Genomic DNA, 16,032 nt, shown 5'->3' with positions numbered 1-16,032 from the left:
TCATTACAATTAACCTACATACAGTTTGTCAGGTTTTATGCGGAACAGTGATCCGGGTCACGATAACAACATATATTTAATTTTTAATCATCTGATTTGACAAATGTTAAACAATATTGTTACAAACATCACCAGAAAAGGCATATAATGCACAAAAGTTATGAGGTCTCTCTTTCACCTGAGAATAAGTTATGTAACAGTGTGAACGTATTGACCGCAGTTATCAGGACACGCTATTAGTGATATACAGGTTTGAATAATTCGGACTGCAAAAACGCTGATTTGCTGCTGTTTCTCTGATTTTTCATTCACTTACCTGCAAGGCGCCACAGCTCTGTACCCTGGTTTCTCCTCGTGAGCTGAGCAGCGAGCCAAATAAAAAACGGGTAGCGATGATCAACGGCGGAAAGCAAATCCGGTGAACCGTAGTCTTAAGCATAAGGCGCTAAGGAGACCGTAAATGGCTGATACAAAGGCAAAACTTACCCTCAACGGGAGTGATGCTATTGAACTGGATGTGCTAAAAGGCACGCTCGGTCAGGATGTTATTGATATCCGTAGTTTGGGTTCAAAAGGAATGTTTACCTTTGACCCCGGCTTTACCTCCACCGCATCGTGCGAATCCAAAATCACCTTCATTGACGGTGACGAAGGTATCCTGCTGCACCGTGGTTTCCCCATTGATCAGCTCGCAACCGACTCCAGCTATCTTGAAGTCTGTTACATCCTGCTGAACGGTGAAAAACCGACGCAGGAACAGTACGATGAGTTCAAAACTATCGTCACCCGCCACACCATGATTCACGAGCAGATCACCCGTCTGTTCCACGCGTTTCGCCGCGACTCTCACCCGATGGCGGTGATGTGCGGGATCACCGGCGCGCTGGCGGCGTTCTATCACGACTCCCTGGATGTGAATAACCCGCGTCACCGTGAAATTGCCGCCTATCGCCTGCTCTCTAAAATGCCGACCATGGCGGCGATGTGTTACAAGTACTCCATCGGCCAGCCGTTTGTTTATCCGCGTAACGACCTCTCCTACGCCGGTAACTTCCTGCGCATGATGTTCTCCACGCCGTGTGAAGAGTATGAAGTGAACCCGGTGCTGGAACGCGCCATGGATCGTATTTTGATCCTGCACGCTGACCATGAGCAGAATGCCTCGACCTCTACCGTACGTACTGCGGGTTCTTCCGGTGCGAACCCGTTCGCCTGTATCGCTGCGGGTATCGCCTCCCTCTGGGGACCGGCTCACGGCGGCGCGAACGAAGCGGCCCTGAAGATGCTGGAAGAGATCAGCTCCGTGGAGCACATTCCGGAATTTGTGCGTCGTGCGAAAGACAAGAATGACTCTTTCCGCCTGATGGGCTTTGGCCACCGCGTCTATAAAAACTATGACCCGCGCGCCACCGTTATGCGTGAAACCTGCCACGAAGTGCTGAAAGAGCTGGGCACCAAAGACGACCTGCTGGAAGTCGCCATGGAGCTGGAGCACATCGCGCTCAACGACCCGTACTTCATCGAGAAGAAACTCTACCCGAACGTGGACTTCTACTCCGGTATCATTCTGAAAGCGATGGGTATTCCGTCCTCCATGTTCACCGTTATCTTCGCCATGGCGCGTACCGTGGGCTGGATTGCGCACTGGAACGAAATGCACAGCGAAGGGATGAAAATCGCCCGTCCTCGTCAGCTCTACACCGGCTACGAGCAGCGTGATTTTAAATCTGATATTAAGCGCTAAAAGAAGTTGGGTGCGGCCTGATGCCCTCACCCCGCCCCTCTCCCTCGTGGGACCGGGTGAAAACATTCAAAACGGCAACTTTCGTTGCCGTTTTGCTTTTACCTCTGGCACCCTGGACACCAGTAAAACGGTCTCGACGAGAGCGTGGTTTTCTCAATTATCCCGCCGCACCGCTCACACTTTTTCCCCGCCCTGTGAAATACCTTAAAACGGAACAATGCCCCGTGATGCTTGTTCTCCGCCACCCTGCCGCGCGTGTTATAGGACAGACGCGGGATATCCAGAAGCGCGTGAGAAAGTGCCTCCAGCTGCTCGTCAGTCAGCTGCGACGCTTTATGCTGCGCCGCCAGCCCCACTTCCCAGAGAATTTCCACCCGCAGGTAGTTTCCTAAGCCCGCGAGAAACGCCTGATCCAGCAACAGCCCGGAAAATTGCCGGTTACGGAATTTGGCAGATAATAATCTGTTTTTTACCTCGTTCGCCGTCAGGCGCATGTCCAGTACGTCCGGCCCGACGCGCTGTAAGAACGGGTGAGCAAGCAGTTGCTCTGGCGTTAACATTTCGATATCAGACGCGCTATACAGCAGGATCGCCTTATCCACTGTTTGTAACCGGACGCGCAAAATACGCGTCGTTTGCGGCTCTTCATCCGCCTTCACCACGCGCCAGACGCCGTAAAGCTGATTATGGCTATATAACGTCAGGTTATTGGAAAAATGAGTGAGCAGCGCTTTGCCGCGCGTTTCGATATGCGTAATGCGCTCGCCCACCAGTTGAGACTCGAACGCTTTTAGCTCAGGAAAGGCAAACCAGGCGCGGGTAAGGGGTTTGCCCTTCACCGCCGCCTCGAGGCTATCCGCCGCGCGGCGGATCTCCGGTCCTTCAGGCATCATATTATCCTTTCAGAAATGTTGTTCAGGCGCTGACTGCTATCCCCTCTTCAGCAAACGCCTCCCGCAGTCGACGGGCAAACTGCAGCGCATGTTCACCATCGCCGTGCAGACAGACCGTTTCAGCCTGCACCCGCGCCCTGCCGCCGTCATGTGTGGTCACGCGATGGTGCTTAATCATCTCCAGCGTTTGCGCAAGCGCCTGCTCAGCGTCAGCGATCAGCGCCCCCGGCTGCGTACGGGGCACCAGGCTGCCGTCACTACAATATCCGCGATCGGCAAACACCTCCTGGCGCGTGACGAGCCCCTGCGCCTGCCCGGCGCGAATCAGCTCGCTGCCGGCCAGCCCCACCAGAATCAGCCGGGGGTTAACAGCGTGTACCGCCCGGGCGATGGCCCGGGCAAGCTCTGGATCCCTCGCCGCCTGGTTGTAGAGCATGCCGTGCGGTTTGACGTGGCGTAGCACGCCGCCCTCGGCGCGCACGATCGCCTCCAGCGCGCCGATTTGATAGAGCATTTGCGCGTAGACCGTTTCGGAAGGGAGCTGCATGGCGGTACGGCCAAAGTTTTCCCGATCCGGAAAGCTCGGGTGCGCCCCGATCGCCACGCCGTTTTTCAGCGCCTCACGCACGCAGGCCAGCATGGTCTGCGCATCCCCGGCGTGAAAGCCGCAGGCGATATTGACCGACGACACCAGCTTCATCAGGGCACCGTCCGCCTCACCGCCCTCGCCCAGATCGGCATTTAAATCAATCTTTACCATCAAGCCGCCACGCCAGTTGTTCGATAAAGCGCTGCCGCTCCTGACGCGCCTGTAGCGCCTCCTCAATGGAGCACTGCACAAAATGGATAGGCTGCCCGAGCGGGATCTGCGCCAGATGGTAGCGATCCGCTTCAATGATGCAGGCGATGCGCGGATATCCGCCGGTGGTTTGCGCGTCGTTCATTAAGACGATCGGCTGACCGTTGTGTGGTACCTGCACCACGCCGGGAAGCAGACCATGGGAGAGCAGCTCCCGATCGGTGGTTCGCTTCAGCGGCTGTCCCTGAAGCCGGTACCCCATCCGGTTACTCTGCGGACTCAGCCGCCACGGCGCACGCCAGAACGCCTCCTGAGATACCGTATCAAATTCATGATATTCCGGTCCCGGCAGCGCGCGGATCACATTCCCCCACAGCAGCTGTTTCACCCCCTGCGTAGTGGTGAAGTGGCGTGTGGAAGGCCGGATGGCAAGCGTATCGCCATCTCTCAGCAGGCGGCCTTCATGTCCGCCAATGCCCGCTTTCGCATCGGTACTAAAGGAGCTCATGATCTCCGGCACGTCGATGCCCCCCGCCACGGCGAGATAGCTGCGCACGCCATGTAAAGGACGCTTCAGGCTCAGCCGCTGCCCCGCCCTGGCCCGCAGACGCCAGCCGGTCCAGACCGCTTTATCATCCAGGGTCGCGTCACATCCCGCCCCCGTCAGCGCGAACCAGGTTTCGCAGGTAAACTCCACCACGCACTGCCCCATGGTGATCTCCAGCGCCGCGGCGTCAGGCGCATTGCCCACCAGCAGGTTAGCGATCTCCAGGGAGGGCCTGTCCAGCGCCCCGCAGTAGCTCACCCCGGCCTGGCGCAGGCCAAAGCGCCCCGCATCCTGAACGGAGCTATACATCCCTGCGCGGATAAGCTTTAACATACCCCCTCCTTTTGCGGCACAAAGCGCAGGCTGTCGCCCGGGCGCAGCAGGATCGGCTGCGGCTGGTGCGGATCAAAAAGCGGCGCGGTGGTCAGGCCGATGAGCTGCCAGCCGCCCGGGGTCGAGAGCGGATAGATACCGGTCTGCTCGCCGCCAATGGCGACGCTGCCCGCCGGCACGCTCAGGCGCGGCTCGGCCCGGCGCGGCACATGCAGCTCTGCGGGTAGTCCGCCGAGATAAGGAAAGCCCGGCTGGAAGCCCAAAAACCAGACCACATAATTGACCGACGCGTGCAGCTCCACCACCTGCTTTTCGGTCAGACCGCAGTGGTGCGCCACGGCCGCCAGATCGGGCCCGCTCTCGCCCCCGTAGACGACCGGGATTTCCACGGCGCGGGAGTCCGGCTCCAGCGCTTCACTCTCTTCCCACCAGCGCTGCAGGCGCTCGATGGCATCCAGCGCCTGGGTCTGCGGATGGCGTAACACTACGGTGATATTGTTCATGCCCGGTATCGACTCCACCACGCCGGGCATCTCCGTCAGCCTTTGGGCCAGCCGCCAGATGCGCTTTTGCGAGGCCAGCGTAACGGGCGGCTCCAGCTCCAGCACGACGGCCGTCTCCCCAAGCAGATAACAACGCGCTCGCTGCACTCAGATACCTCCCGTCAGGCTGGGTTAGGAATGTCAATAAAGGTGACGTCGAGATCGGTATTCTCCGTCAGCCATTCGCTCAGGGCGCGAATACCGCCGCGCTCGGTGGCGTGGTGGCCAGCGGCGTAAAAATGTAATCCCTGCTCGCGGGCGGAATGGATGGTCTGCTCCGACACTTCGCCGGTGATAAAGGCATCCACGCCAAAGCGCGCCGCGCTGTCAATAAAGCCCTGCCCGCCGCCGGTACACCAGGCGACGCGTTTCACCAGTTCCGGTCCGGTATCGCCGCACCAGAGCGGGCGACGTCCCAGCCGGGCCTCTATCCACGAGGCCAGCTCCAGACCCGGCACCGGCATCGACAGCTCGCCCCACGGCACCAGCTCTTCGATTTCGCCCATTACCGTAATACCCAGCAGCTGCGCGAGCTGAACGTTGTTGCCCAGTTCCGGATGCGCGTCCAGCGGCAGGTGCCAGCCGTACAGGTTGATGTCGTTCGCCAGCAGCGTTTTCAGGCGCTGGCGCTTCATGCCACGAATCACCGGGGATTCATTTTTCCAGAAGTAGCCATGATGGACGATAACCGCATCGGCCTGCTGACGCACCGCTTCATCCAGCAGCGCCTGGCTTGCGGTCACCCCGGTGATAATTTTCTGCACCGTTTCGCGCCCTTCCACCTGCAGGCCGTTGGGACCATAATCGCTAAAGCGGGTGCTGTTGAGCTTCTCGTTAATCAGGCTTTCCAGTTCGCTATTTTTCATCATCACTCTCTAAGCAGTACGGGCGGCTTCATAGGCCGCCAGCGCGGCGGTGCGCGCCTGTTTATGGTCGACAATCGGGCGCGGATAATCGAGCGTTACGCCCGACTTTTCCGCCCATTGCCAGGGTTCGTGGATCGCTTTGCCCGGCACGTGGGCCAGTTCCGGCAGCCAGCGGCGAATAAAATCACCGTCAGCATCAAAGCGCTGCCCCTGCGTTGTCGGGTTAAAAATACGAAAGTAAGGGGCCGCGTCGGTGCCGGTGGAGGCCGCCCACTGCCAGCCGCCGTTGTTGGCCGCCAGATCGCCATCAATCAGCTGAGAGATAAAATAACGCTCTCCGGCGCGCCAGTCGATAAGCAGATCTTTTACCAGGAAGCTGGCGGTAATCATCCGCAGGCGGTTATGCATCCAGCCGGTTTCATTAAGCTGGCGCATCGCCGCATCCACGATGGGAAAACCGGTTTTTCCTGTTTTCCAGGCGTCGAACATGCTGTCATCCTGACGCCAGCGCACGTTATCCGTCCAGCGAATGAAAGGCCGATGTTTGCATAAATCAGGGTGATACGTCATCAGGTGGCGATAAAATTCCCGCCAGATAAGCTCGTTAAGCCACACTGCGCCCGGGCCGCCATCCAGCGCCTGCGGCTGTTCCGCCAGCAGACGATGCAGACACTGGCGCGGCGAGAGAGCCCCCAGCGTTAAAGAGGCAGAGAGGCGGCTGGTGCCATCGACGGCGGGAAAATCCCGCTGCGTCTCATACTCCCCTGCCCCCTGCTGACAAAAATGACGCAGCCGGGCAAGCGCCGCCTTTTCGCTGTCGGGAAAGAGCCCGGAATCATAAGGCTGCTGCGGATAAGAGAGCCTGATCGCCTCCCCGGCGGCAATCGCGCTCTCCCGCCGCGCGGGGGCGGCGACGCACTCGGGCAGCCCCTCTTTCAGGCGCCGGAGAAAGGCGTTTTTAAACGGGGTAAAGACCTTATACATCTCCCGGCTGCCGGTCATGACGCTACCGGGCGGGAGCATAACACTGTCGTCAAATCCCTGGCAGACCACCACATCCAGCGCCTTTTCAAGCTGCCGGTCGCGCTGCTGCTCGTTCCATTCATACTGATAGTTATAGAAAAGATGGGTGACGTCATGCTGCTCGCAGATCTGCTGAACCTTGTTTCTCTGCGCGTTGAAGTCGCTCACCTCTTCAAAAAGGAGCGGGATCCCTTTTTCCGCCAGGCTGCGGCGCAGGTCATTAAGGTGGGATTGCAGACAGGCAGCCTGCCGCGGCGCCATATCGTGCTGGCGCCATTGTTCAGGCGTGGCGATAAACAACGCCAGCACGCGCGCCGTCTGATGACGACAGGCGGCAGCCAGCGCCAGGTTATCGTTAATACGCAGATCGGCGCGAAACCAGACCAGATGGGTTGGCATAATTCTCCTGCAAGGTTGTCCATGTCGTTAGTGCTGCGCTACTTTGCCATGAAAGTGTAGACCTCATGAAATAAAAAAGGCCGCCCGATGGCGGCCTTAACGCTACTTGTCCTGCGCGGTAACGGTGAAGGCGATGAACGTGGCGTGTTCATCACCTTTCACTGCAAGCGCGCTGGCGACAATGAACGCAATGCAGATATAGCGTTTCATTATGCGGTCCCTGCGAATAACCGCTCCACCGTTTACCACCGGTGATAAGTCGGTGGACACAAGCCCTGGTGAGAGCCAGTCTGACGGTTGACAGTACACCTTTCCCGGGACCGGTGCCCATTTGCGAGATGGCGAAAAGGGACGAGGCATAGTAATGGGCTTACGGATAAAGCGTAAGCTACCAGGTCTGCATTTAAGATTATATTTAGGCAGCCCAGATTGATTATTCATATCAGGTCAGTAAGATGAAAAATCTCTGGTGAGAGCCTGAAAAAACCCGAAGGACCGCGAATCCCGAGGGGAAAAAAACCGCCACATTGCTGTTGGCGGTTTTTTTATTGCTGTGTGCAGTCGTTTAGTAAAAGTCGCAGGCTGCTTTTTCGGCCATATCCATCCACACAGGCTTATCGCTGGTTTTCGCCCAGACGCGGTGCAGATAGCTATAGAAGCGTGCGCGATCTTTCCAGAAAAGCATCACCGGCAGCGCCAGGATACCCGCAATCAGGACAAAAGCGCGACGCAGCAGCACAACATGTGCGGGATACGCTTTATAAACACCCATCATTTTCTCCCCCTTTTTTGCCAGCCGGAAACGATCTCCGGAAAATGTAAGCTGTTATCTGATTAAAATAGTACCGCTTTGCCTGTAATTTTACTACTCATCCGACCACTTTTTCAGACCGGTTTGCGGATCTTTACATTCCATTCCGTAACTAAGTTACATAAAAGTTAAAATAATACTAACCATTAGTTAAATTGTGGCTTTAGCTATTTTTATACTTTTTTTACATCCCGCCTGTCGATTTTTGCAAAATCTTTGCGCCGCAAAATCTACCTTCAGCATCACGAGAAACATCACCCGGAGGTGAAGTGTGAGTGCAGGTCTGCTTACCGGCATTGTGCTGGTTTTTCTGTTGTTGGGTTATCTGGTCTATGCCCTGATTAATGCGGAGGCATTCTGATGGTTGCGCAGGGATTTTTACTCATTGCCAGCTTTCTGCTGGTGCTTTTTCTGCTGGCAAAACCGCTCGGCACCTTACTGGCGAGAATGATCGCGAACGTCGGGTTGCCGGGGGTAAGCCGCATTGAAAACGCACTGTTTCGGACAGCGGGCATCGACCCGGGGGAGATGAACTGGCGGCAATATCTTCTGTCGATTTTACTGCTCAATCTGGTGGGGCTGGCGGTGTTGTTCGCCATGCTGATGCTCCAGGGCATGCTCCCCTTAAATCCGCAGCAGCTGCCGGGCCTCTCCTGGCATCTGGCGCTGAATACGGCGGCGAGCTTTGTCAGCAATACCAACTGGCAATCCTACGCGGGCGAAACCACCCTCAGCTACTTCAGCCAGATGGCGGGGCTGACCGTGCAGAACTTCCTCTCCGCCGCCAGCGGCATTGCGGTGGTCTTTGCGCTGATTCGCGCCTTTGCCCGCAAAAGTGTCACCACGCTGGGTAACGCCTGGGTTGATCTGACGCGTATCACCCTCTGGGTGCTGCTGCCCGTTTCACTGGTTATCGCCCTCTTTTTTATCCAGCAGGGCGCGCTGCAAAATTTCCTCCCCGCAACCCCTTTTACCTCCCTTGAAGGGGTGAAACAGCTGTTGCCGATGGGGCCGGTCGCTTCGCAGGAGGCGATAAAAATGCTCGGCACCAACGGCGGCGGCTTCTTTAATGCGAACTCCGCCCATCCTTTTGAAAACCCGACGGCGCTGACCAATCTGGTGCAGATGCTGGCGATCTTTCTGATTCCTGCGGCACTCTGCTTCGCCTTTGGCGAGACGGTGGGCGATCCGCGTCAGGGGCGCGCCATCCTCTGGACGATGACGCTTATCTTTATCCTTTGCGCCGCGCTGGTGATGTGGGCCGAGTGGCATGGCAACCCGCATCTGATGCAGCTGGGCGCTGACAGCGCCATCAATATGGAAGGGAAAGAGAGCCGCTTTGGCATCCTCGTCAGCTGCCTGTATGCCGTGGTAACGACCGCCGCCTCCTGCGGGGCAGTCAACGCGATGCATGACTCCTTTACCGCGCTGGGCGGGATGATCCCGATGTGGCTGATGCAGATTGGCGAAGTGGTCTTTGGCGGGGTCGGTTCCGGGCTCTATGGCATGCTGCTCTTCGTGCTGCTGGCGGTCTTTATCGCCGGACTGATGATCGGCCGCACGCCGGAATATCTCGGTAAAAAAATCGACGTGCGCGAGATGAAGCTCACCGCGCTGGCGATTCTGGTCACCCCTGCCCTTGTGCTGCTCGGCACCGCGCTGGCGCTGATGACCGAGGCCGGACGCAGCGGCATTTACAACCCCGGCATACATGGCTTTAGCGAAGTGCTTTACGCCGTCTCGTCAGCGGCCAATAACAACGGTAGCGCCTTTGCGGGCTTAAGCGCCAACTCCCCCTTCTGGAACTGCCTGCTGGCCTTCTGCATGCTGGTGGGCCGCTTCGGGGTGATTATTCCGGTAATGGCGATTGCCGGCTCGCTGGTGAGTAAAAAGATTCAGCCAGCCACCAGCGGAACACTGCCCACCCACGGCGCGCTCTTTATCGGACTGCTGATCGGCACCGTGCTGCTGGTGGGCGCGCTTACCTTTATCCCCGCCCTCGCGTTAGGCCCGGTCGCGGAACATCTTTCTTTACGCTAATTGTGCGGAGACACCTTTCATGAGTCGTCAACAACTGGCCCTGCTCGAACCTGCCCTGGTTCGCCAGGCGCTAATGGATGCGGTCAAAAAACTGAGCCCGCGCGTGCAATGGCGCAACCCGGTGATGTTTATCGTCTGGGTCGGCAGCCTGCTTACCACCCTGCTGGCGGTGGCAATGGGAACGGGCCAACTGCCGGGCAATGCCGTCTTTACCGCCGCCATCAGCCTGTGGCTCTGGTTCACCGTACTCTTTGCCAACGTCGCCGAGTCGCTGGCGGAGGGACGCAGCAAGGCGCAAGCCAACAGCCTGAAAGGGGTGAAGAAGACCGTGTTTGCCCGCAAGCTGAGTGAGCCAAAATATGGCGCGCAAACAGAACGCGTCAGTGCTGAGGCGCTGCGTCGCGGCGACGTCGTGCTGGTGGAGGCGGGCGATATTATCCCCTGTGATGGCGAAGTTATCGAAGGGGGCGCTTCCGTGGACGAAAGCGCCATTACCGGCGAGTCTGCGCCGGTGATCCGCGAATCGGGCGGCGACTTCGCCTCGGTTACTGGCGGGACGCGTATCCTCTCCGACTGGCTGGTGATCCGCTGCAGCGTTAACCCTGGCGAAACCTTTCTTGACCGGATGATCGCCATGGTGGAACGGGCGCAGCGACGTAAAACGCCCAACGAAATCGCTCTCACTATCCTGCTGGTGGCGCTGACGCTGGTCTTTCTGCTGGCCACCGCCACCTTGTGGCCCTTCTCTGCATACGGCGGTACCGCGGTAAGCGTAACGGTGCTGGTCGCCCTGCTGGTCTGCCTGATCCCCACGACCATCGGCGGGCTGCTGTCGGCTATCGGCGTGGCGGGCATGAGCCGGATGCTCGGCGCCAACGTTATCGCCACCAGCGGGCGCGCGGTGGAAGCGGCGGGCGATGTGAACGTGCTGCTGCTGGATAAGACCGGCACCATCACCCTCGGTAACCGCCAGGCCTCCGATTTCCTGCCTGCGCCGGGAGTCGAGGAGAAAGCGCTGGCCGACGCGGCGCAGCTCGCCTCGCTTGCCGATGAGACGCCGGAAGGGCGCAGCATCGTGGTACTGGCGAAGCAGCGCTTTAACCTGCGCCAGCGTGACGTGCAGAGCCTGAACGCCACGTTCGTCCCTTTTACCGCCCAGACGCGGATGAGCGGTATCAACGTGCAGGATCGCCTGATCCGTAAAGGTTCGGTGGATGCCATCCGCCGCCACATCGACGCCAACGGCGGCCACTTCCCGCCGGAGGTGGAACGTCTGGTGGAGGGTATCGCCCGCCAGGGGGCAACACCACTGGTGGTCGCGGAGGGGGCGAAGGTACTCGGCGCCATTGCGCTGAAGGATATTGTCAAAGGCGGTATCAAGGAGCGCTTCGCCCAGCTGCGCAAAATGGGGATCAAAACGGTGATGATCACCGGGGATAACCGCCTGACCGCCGCGGCCATCGCTGCGGAAGCGGGGGTGGACGATTTTCTCGCGGAAGCGACGCCGGAAGCCAAGCTGGCGCTGATCCGTCAGTATCAGGCGGAAGGTCGGCTGGTGGCGATGACCGGCGACGGTACCAACGATGCCCCGGCGCTGGCCCAGGCGGACGTGGCGGTGGCGATGAACTCCGGCACCCAGGCGGCGAAAGAGGCGGGAAATATGGTCGATCTCGACTCTAACCCGACCAAGCTGATTGAGGTGGTGCATATCGGCAAGCAGATGCTGATGACCCGCGGCTCACTCACCACCTTCAGCATCGCCAACGACGTGGCGAAATACTTCGCCATTATTCCGGCGGCGTTTGCGGCCACCTATCCGCAGCTTAACGCGCTCAACGTAATGCATTTGCACTCCCCCGCATCGGCGATTTTAAGCGCGGTGATTTTTAACGCCCTGATCATCATCTTCCTGATCCCGCTGGCGTTAAAAGGGGTGAGCTACAGGCCGCTTACCGCCGCCGCCATGCTGCGCCGCAATCTCTGGATCTACGGTCTGGGCGGGCTGGTCGTCCCGTTTATCGGTATTAAGCTAATTGACCTGCTGCTGACGCTGTTTGGTCTGGTTTAAGAGGGAAATCAAATGAGTATGTTACGTCCCGCTATACTTTTGTTTATTTTACTGGCATTGATTACCGGCGGGCTCTACCCGCTTCTGACCACCGCTTTGGGGCAGTGGTGGTTTAAGGATCGGGCCAACGGCTCGCTGATTATTCAGGAAGGCGCGGTGCGCGGTTCACGGCTGATTGGACAAGAGTTCACCGCGCCGGGCTACTTCCACGGACGCCCTTCCGCCACGGCGGAAAGCCCGTATAATCCGCTGGCATCCGGCGGCAGCAACCTGGCAGGCAGCAATCCCGCGCTGGACAAAGCGATAGCTGAACGGATCGCCGCCCTGCGCGCCGCCAACCCGCAGGCCAGCCAGGCGGTGCCGGTGGAGTTGACAACCGCCTCCGCCAGCGGGCTCGACTACAGCCTGACGCCAGCAGCCGTTCGCTGGCAGATCCCCCGCGTGGCGGCGGCGCGCGGCCTGCCTGAAGCGGCCCTTCGTCAACTGGTCGAAACGCATACCGAAACGCCGCTGCCCGTTTTTATCGGCACGCCGGTGGTAAACATTGTTGAGCTGAATCTGGCGCTGGACGCGCTAAGGAAGAACTAAATGACCGATGAGCCACTGCGCCCGGATCCGGATCGGCTGCTCCAGCAGGCCGCCGCCCCGCATCGCGGCAAGCTGAAGATCTTCTTTGGCGCCTGCGCGGGGGTGGGGAAAACCTACGCCATGCTGGCCCAGGCGCAGCGTCTGCGCAGGCAGGGGCTCGACATTCTTATCGGCGTGGTGGAGACCCACGGGCGTAAGGAGACGGCGGCGCTGCTGGCGGGGCTGGAAATCCTTCCGCCCCGGCGCATGAGCCACCGGGGACGTCAGGTCAGCGAGTTTGACCTCGACGCCGCCCTCGCCCGCCGTCCCGCGCTGATCCTGATGGACGAGCTGGCGCACAGTAACGCGCCCGGCTCGCGTCACCCCAGGCGCTGGCAGGATGTGGAAGAGCTGCTGGAGGCGGGCATCGACGTCTTTACCACGGTCAACGTTCAGCATCTGGAAAGCCTTAACGACGTGGTGAGCGGCGTGACGGGTATCAAGGTGAGGGAAACCCTCCCCGACCCCTTCTTTGACGCCGCCGACGAAGTGGTGCTGGTGGATCTCCCTCCGGACGATCTGCGCCAGCGGCTGCACGAAGGAAAAGTCTATATTGCCGACCAGGCGGAGCGGGCCATCGAACATTTCTTTCGCAAGGGGAACCTGATCGCCCTGCGCGAACTGGCATTAAGGCGCACCGCCGATCGCGTAGACGATCAGATGCGCGCCTGGCGCGATCGCCAGGGGCAGGAGCGCGTCTGGCACACCCGCGACGCGATACTGCTCTGCATCGGTCACGGCAGCGGCAATGAGAAGCTGGTGCGCACCGCCGCCCGGCTGGCCGCCAGGTTCGGCAGCGTCTGGCATGCGGTGTATGTTGAAACGCCCCGCCTTCATGCCCTGCCAGAGCAACAGCGGCGGGCGATATTAGCCGCCCTGCGGCTGGCCCAGGAGCTGGGGGCGGAAACCGCCACCCTCTCCGACCCGGCAGAGGATAAGGCGATCCTGCGCTATGCCCGGGAACATAATCTGGGCAAAATCGTGACCGGCCGCCGCCCCCAGCGCCGCTGGTTCAGTCGGGCGTCATTCGCCGACCGTCTGGCCAGACAGGCGCCCGATCTGGATCTGGTGATTGTCGCCCTGGATGAGAAACCGGCTCCCTTGCCGGGTGGCGCGCCGGATAACCGCCCCTTTGCCGACAAGTGGCGCATTCAGCTGCGCGGCTCGCTGGTCGCCGTGGCGCTCTGCGCGATCATTACCGTGGTGGCGCAGCAGTGGCTGATCGCTTTCGACGCCGCCAACCTGGTGATGCTCTATCTGTTTGGCGTGGTGGTGGTGGCGCTTTTCTATGGCCGCTGGCCCTCGGTGCTGGCCACGGTGATTAACGTGGTGAGCTTCGATCTCTTTTTTATCGCGCCGCGCGGCACGCTGGCGGTCTCGGACGTGCAGTACATCCTGACCTTTGCGGTGATGCTGACGGTGGGGCTGGTGATCGGCAACCTGACCGCCGGCGTGCGCTATCAGGCGCGTATCGCCCGCTACCGGGAGCAGCGAACCCGCCATCTCTATGAAATGTCAAAATCGCTGGCGGTAGGCCGTACGCCACAGGATATCGTGCAGACCAGCGAACGTTTTATCCGCTCGGCATTTCACGCCAGCAGCCAGATTCTGTTGCCCGATGAATCAGGGCATCTGCGTCCTCTCACCCCGGCGAGCGGTATGACTCCGTGGGATGAGGCGATTGCCCGCTGGAGCTTTGACAAAGGCCAGCCCGCCGGGGCGGGAACCGATACCCTGCCGGGCGTGCCATATCAAATCCTGCCGCTGCGCAGCGCGGGCCAGATCCAGGGGGTGGCGATTGTCGAACCGGCTAACCTTCGCCAGCTGATGATCCCCGAACAGCAGCGGCTGCTGGAGACCTTTACCCTGCTGGTCGCCAGCGCGCTGGAACGGCTCGCCCTCACCGCCAGCGAAGAGCAGGCGCGGCTGGCGAGCGAGCGGGAGAGCATTCGCAACGCCCTTCTTGCCGCGCTCTCCCACGATCTGCGCACCCCGCTGACGGTGCTGTTCGGTCAGGCGGAAATCCTTACCCTCGACCTGGCGGCGGAGGGATCGCGCCACGCCCCCCAGGCGAGCGAAATCCGCCAGCACATTCTGAACACAACCCGGCTGGTCAATAATCTGCTGGATATGGCGCGCATCCAGTCCGGCGGCTTTAACCTGAAAAAAGAGTGGCTGACGCTGGAAGAGGTGGTAGGCAGCGCCATCAGAATGCTGGAGCCCGAGGCGGGCGGGCGACAGATTCAGTTAGCGATACCGGAGCCGCTGGCGCTTATCTCCGTGGACGGGCCGCTGTTTGAACGGGTATTGATCAATCTGCTGGAGAACGCGGCGAAATATGGTGGTCCCCGGGCGCAGATTGGTCTTAACGCCCGCGTGGAAGAGCAGACGCTCAGGCTGGAGGTGTGGGACGATGGACCGGGCATTCCGCCAGGCCAGGAGCGCGCTATCTTTGCCAAATTTGCCCGGGGCAACAAAGAGTCAGCCATCCCCGGCGTCGGGCTGGGACTGGCTATCTGTCAGGCTATTGTGGAGGTGCATGGGGGCACCATCAGCGCTCATAATCGCCCGGAAGGCGGGGCGCTATTTTGTGTTACACTTCCGCTGGACGTACCGCCCCAGCTGAGTGAATTACCTGAGGATCTGTGATTAACGTTCTGATTATTGAAGATGAGCTCGCCATAAGCCGCTTTCTGCGCGCCGCGCTGGAGGGAGACGGCCTGCGCGTCTTTGAAGCCGGGACGTTGCAGCGCGGCCTGATTGAGGCGGCCACGCGCAAGCCGGATCTGGCGATTCTGGATCTGGGCCTGCCGGATGGCGACGGCCTCGATTTTATCCGCGAGGTGCGTCAGTGGAGCCAGATGCCGATTATCGTCCTCTCGGCCCGTACCGAAGAGGCGGATAAAATCGCCGCCCTGGACGCTGGCGCGGACGATTATCTCAGTAAACCTTTTGGCATCGGCGAACTGCAGGCGCGCCTGCGCGTGGCGCTGCGCCGTCATGGAGCGACAGCGCCTGTCGATCCGATATATACGTTTTCCTCTGTTCAGGTTGATCTTGCTTCACGCCGCATCCTGCGCGACGGCAATGAGATACACTTGACACCCATTGAGTTTCGCCTGCTGGCGGTACTGCTTAATAACCACGGTAAGGTGCTAACCCAGCGCCAGCTGTTAAGCCAGATCTGGGGACCCAACGCCGTTGAGCACAGCCATTATCTGCGCATCTATATGGGCCATCTTCGCCAGAAACTTGAAGCCGATCCTGCCCGTCCGCGTCATCTGTTAACCGAAACCGGCATCGGCTACCGGTTTATGCTCTGAGGATCGGGCAATAAAAA

Annotated in this window: 15 protein-coding genes; 8 read left to right on the top strand and 7 right to left on the bottom strand. The window is 59.6% G+C overall.

What is annotated here, in order from left to right; all coding sequences use genetic code 11:
• The first annotated feature begins 147 nt into the window (after positions 1–147).
• Both BN3796_RS21240 and BN3796_RS11035 read left to right on the top strand, forming a co-directional pair.
• On the top strand, positions 148–240 hold the full coding sequence (locus BN3796_RS21240; RefSeq protein WP_425606151.1) for a hypothetical protein: 93 nt from the start codon (positions 148–150) through the stop codon (positions 238–240).
• A 220-nt stretch (positions 241–460) separates the two neighbouring features.
• Positions 461–1,744: a citrate synthase gene (locus tag BN3796_RS11035; protein WP_061708381.1), complete on the top strand. Its 1,284-nt coding sequence runs from the start codon at positions 461–463 to the stop codon at positions 1,742–1,744.
• Between the two features lie 98 nt (positions 1,745–1,842).
• Here the strand turns inward: BN3796_RS11035 and nei are convergent, their stop codons facing one another.
• The 7 genes from nei to BN3796_RS11000 all read right to left on the bottom strand — a co-directional run bounded on the left by nei (position 1,843) and on the right by BN3796_RS11000 (position 7,918).
• Complete coding sequence (nei, locus tag BN3796_RS11030) at positions 1,843–2,634, bottom strand: endonuclease VIII (protein WP_061708380.1); 792 nt, start codon at positions 2,632–2,634, stop codon at positions 1,843–1,845.
• Between the two features lie 25 nt (positions 2,635–2,659).
• Positions 2,660–3,397 carry a 5-oxoprolinase subunit PxpA gene (gene pxpA / locus BN3796_RS11025; RefSeq protein ID WP_061708379.1) on the bottom strand — a complete coding sequence of 246 codons (738 nt, stop codon included), beginning with the start codon at positions 3,395–3,397 and terminating at the stop codon, positions 2,660–2,662.
• On the bottom strand, positions 3,384–4,316 hold the full coding sequence (gene pxpC / locus BN3796_RS11020) for a 5-oxoprolinase subunit PxpC (RefSeq protein ID WP_061708378.1): 933 nt from the start codon (positions 4,314–4,316) through the stop codon (positions 3,384–3,386). Before pxpC ends, pxpA begins: the two co-directional genes overlap by 14 nt.
• Entirely contained in the window at positions 4,310–4,966 is a 657-nt protein-coding gene (pxpB, locus tag BN3796_RS11015) for a 5-oxoprolinase subunit PxpB (RefSeq protein ID WP_061708377.1), read from the bottom strand. The genes pxpC and pxpB overlap by 7 nt, the downstream gene beginning before the upstream one ends.
• Positions 4,967–4,980: 14 nt before the next feature.
• A complete protein-coding gene (locus tag BN3796_RS11010) occupies positions 4,981–5,724 on the bottom strand; it encodes a type 2 GTP cyclohydrolase I (protein ID WP_061708845.1) in 744 nt (247 codons plus the stop codon).
• Positions 5,725–5,733: 9 nt separating this feature from the next.
• Positions 5,734–7,146 carry a deoxyribodipyrimidine photo-lyase gene (gene phrB / locus BN3796_RS11005; RefSeq protein WP_061708376.1) on the bottom strand — a complete coding sequence of 471 codons (1,413 nt, stop codon included), beginning with the start codon at positions 7,144–7,146 and terminating at the stop codon, positions 5,734–5,736.
• Positions 7,147–7,711: 565 nt separating this feature from the next.
• Positions 7,712–7,918 (bottom strand): YbfA family protein, encoded by a 207-nt coding sequence (locus BN3796_RS11000; RefSeq protein ID WP_061708844.1) that lies wholly within the window; start codon positions 7,916–7,918, stop codon positions 7,712–7,714.
• 310 nt (positions 7,919–8,228) lie between these two features.
• Here BN3796_RS11000 and kdpF point away from each other — a divergent pair, with 310 nt between their 5' ends.
• The 6 genes from kdpF to kdpE are packed head-to-tail and all read left to right on the top strand — an operon-like array spanning position 8,229 to position 16,015.
• Positions 8,229–8,318 (top strand): K(+)-transporting ATPase subunit F, encoded by a 90-nt coding sequence (gene kdpF / locus BN3796_RS20150; RefSeq protein ID WP_071601114.1) that lies wholly within the window; start codon positions 8,229–8,231, stop codon positions 8,316–8,318.
• On the top strand, positions 8,318–9,997 hold the full coding sequence (gene kdpA / locus BN3796_RS10990; RefSeq protein ID WP_061708375.1) for a potassium-transporting ATPase subunit KdpA: 1,680 nt from the start codon (positions 8,318–8,320) through the stop codon (positions 9,995–9,997). The genes kdpF and kdpA overlap by 1 nt, the downstream gene beginning before the upstream one ends.
• 19 nt (positions 9,998–10,016) lie before the next feature.
• Complete coding sequence (gene kdpB, locus BN3796_RS10985; RefSeq protein WP_061708374.1) at positions 10,017–12,065, top strand: potassium-transporting ATPase subunit KdpB; 2,049 nt, start codon at positions 10,017–10,019, stop codon at positions 12,063–12,065.
• A gap of 12 nt (positions 12,066–12,077) precedes the next feature.
• Positions 12,078–12,653 carry a potassium-transporting ATPase subunit KdpC gene (gene kdpC, locus BN3796_RS10980; RefSeq protein WP_061708373.1) on the top strand — a complete coding sequence of 192 codons (576 nt, stop codon included), beginning with the start codon at positions 12,078–12,080 and terminating at the stop codon, positions 12,651–12,653.
• Positions 12,654–15,341 carry a two-component system sensor histidine kinase KdpD gene (kdpD, locus tag BN3796_RS10975; protein WP_061708372.1) on the top strand — a complete coding sequence of 896 codons (2,688 nt, stop codon included), beginning with the start codon at positions 12,654–12,656 and terminating at the stop codon, positions 15,339–15,341.
• The gene (gene kdpE / locus BN3796_RS10970) at positions 15,338–16,015 is read left to right on the top strand and encodes a two-component system response regulator KdpE (protein ID WP_061708371.1); all 678 of its coding nucleotides are present in this window, start codon (positions 15,338–15,340) and stop codon (positions 16,013–16,015) included. Before kdpD ends, kdpE begins: the two co-directional genes overlap by 4 nt.
• Positions 16,016–16,032 lie beyond the last annotated feature (17 nt).

The sequence above is a fragment of the Pseudenterobacter timonensis genome, from assembly GCF_900021175.1.
GTDB classification, from domain to species: domain Bacteria; phylum Pseudomonadota; class Gammaproteobacteria; order Enterobacterales; family Enterobacteriaceae; genus Enterobacter; species Enterobacter timonensis.
This window is presented reverse-complemented; position numbering and strand designations above follow the sequence as displayed.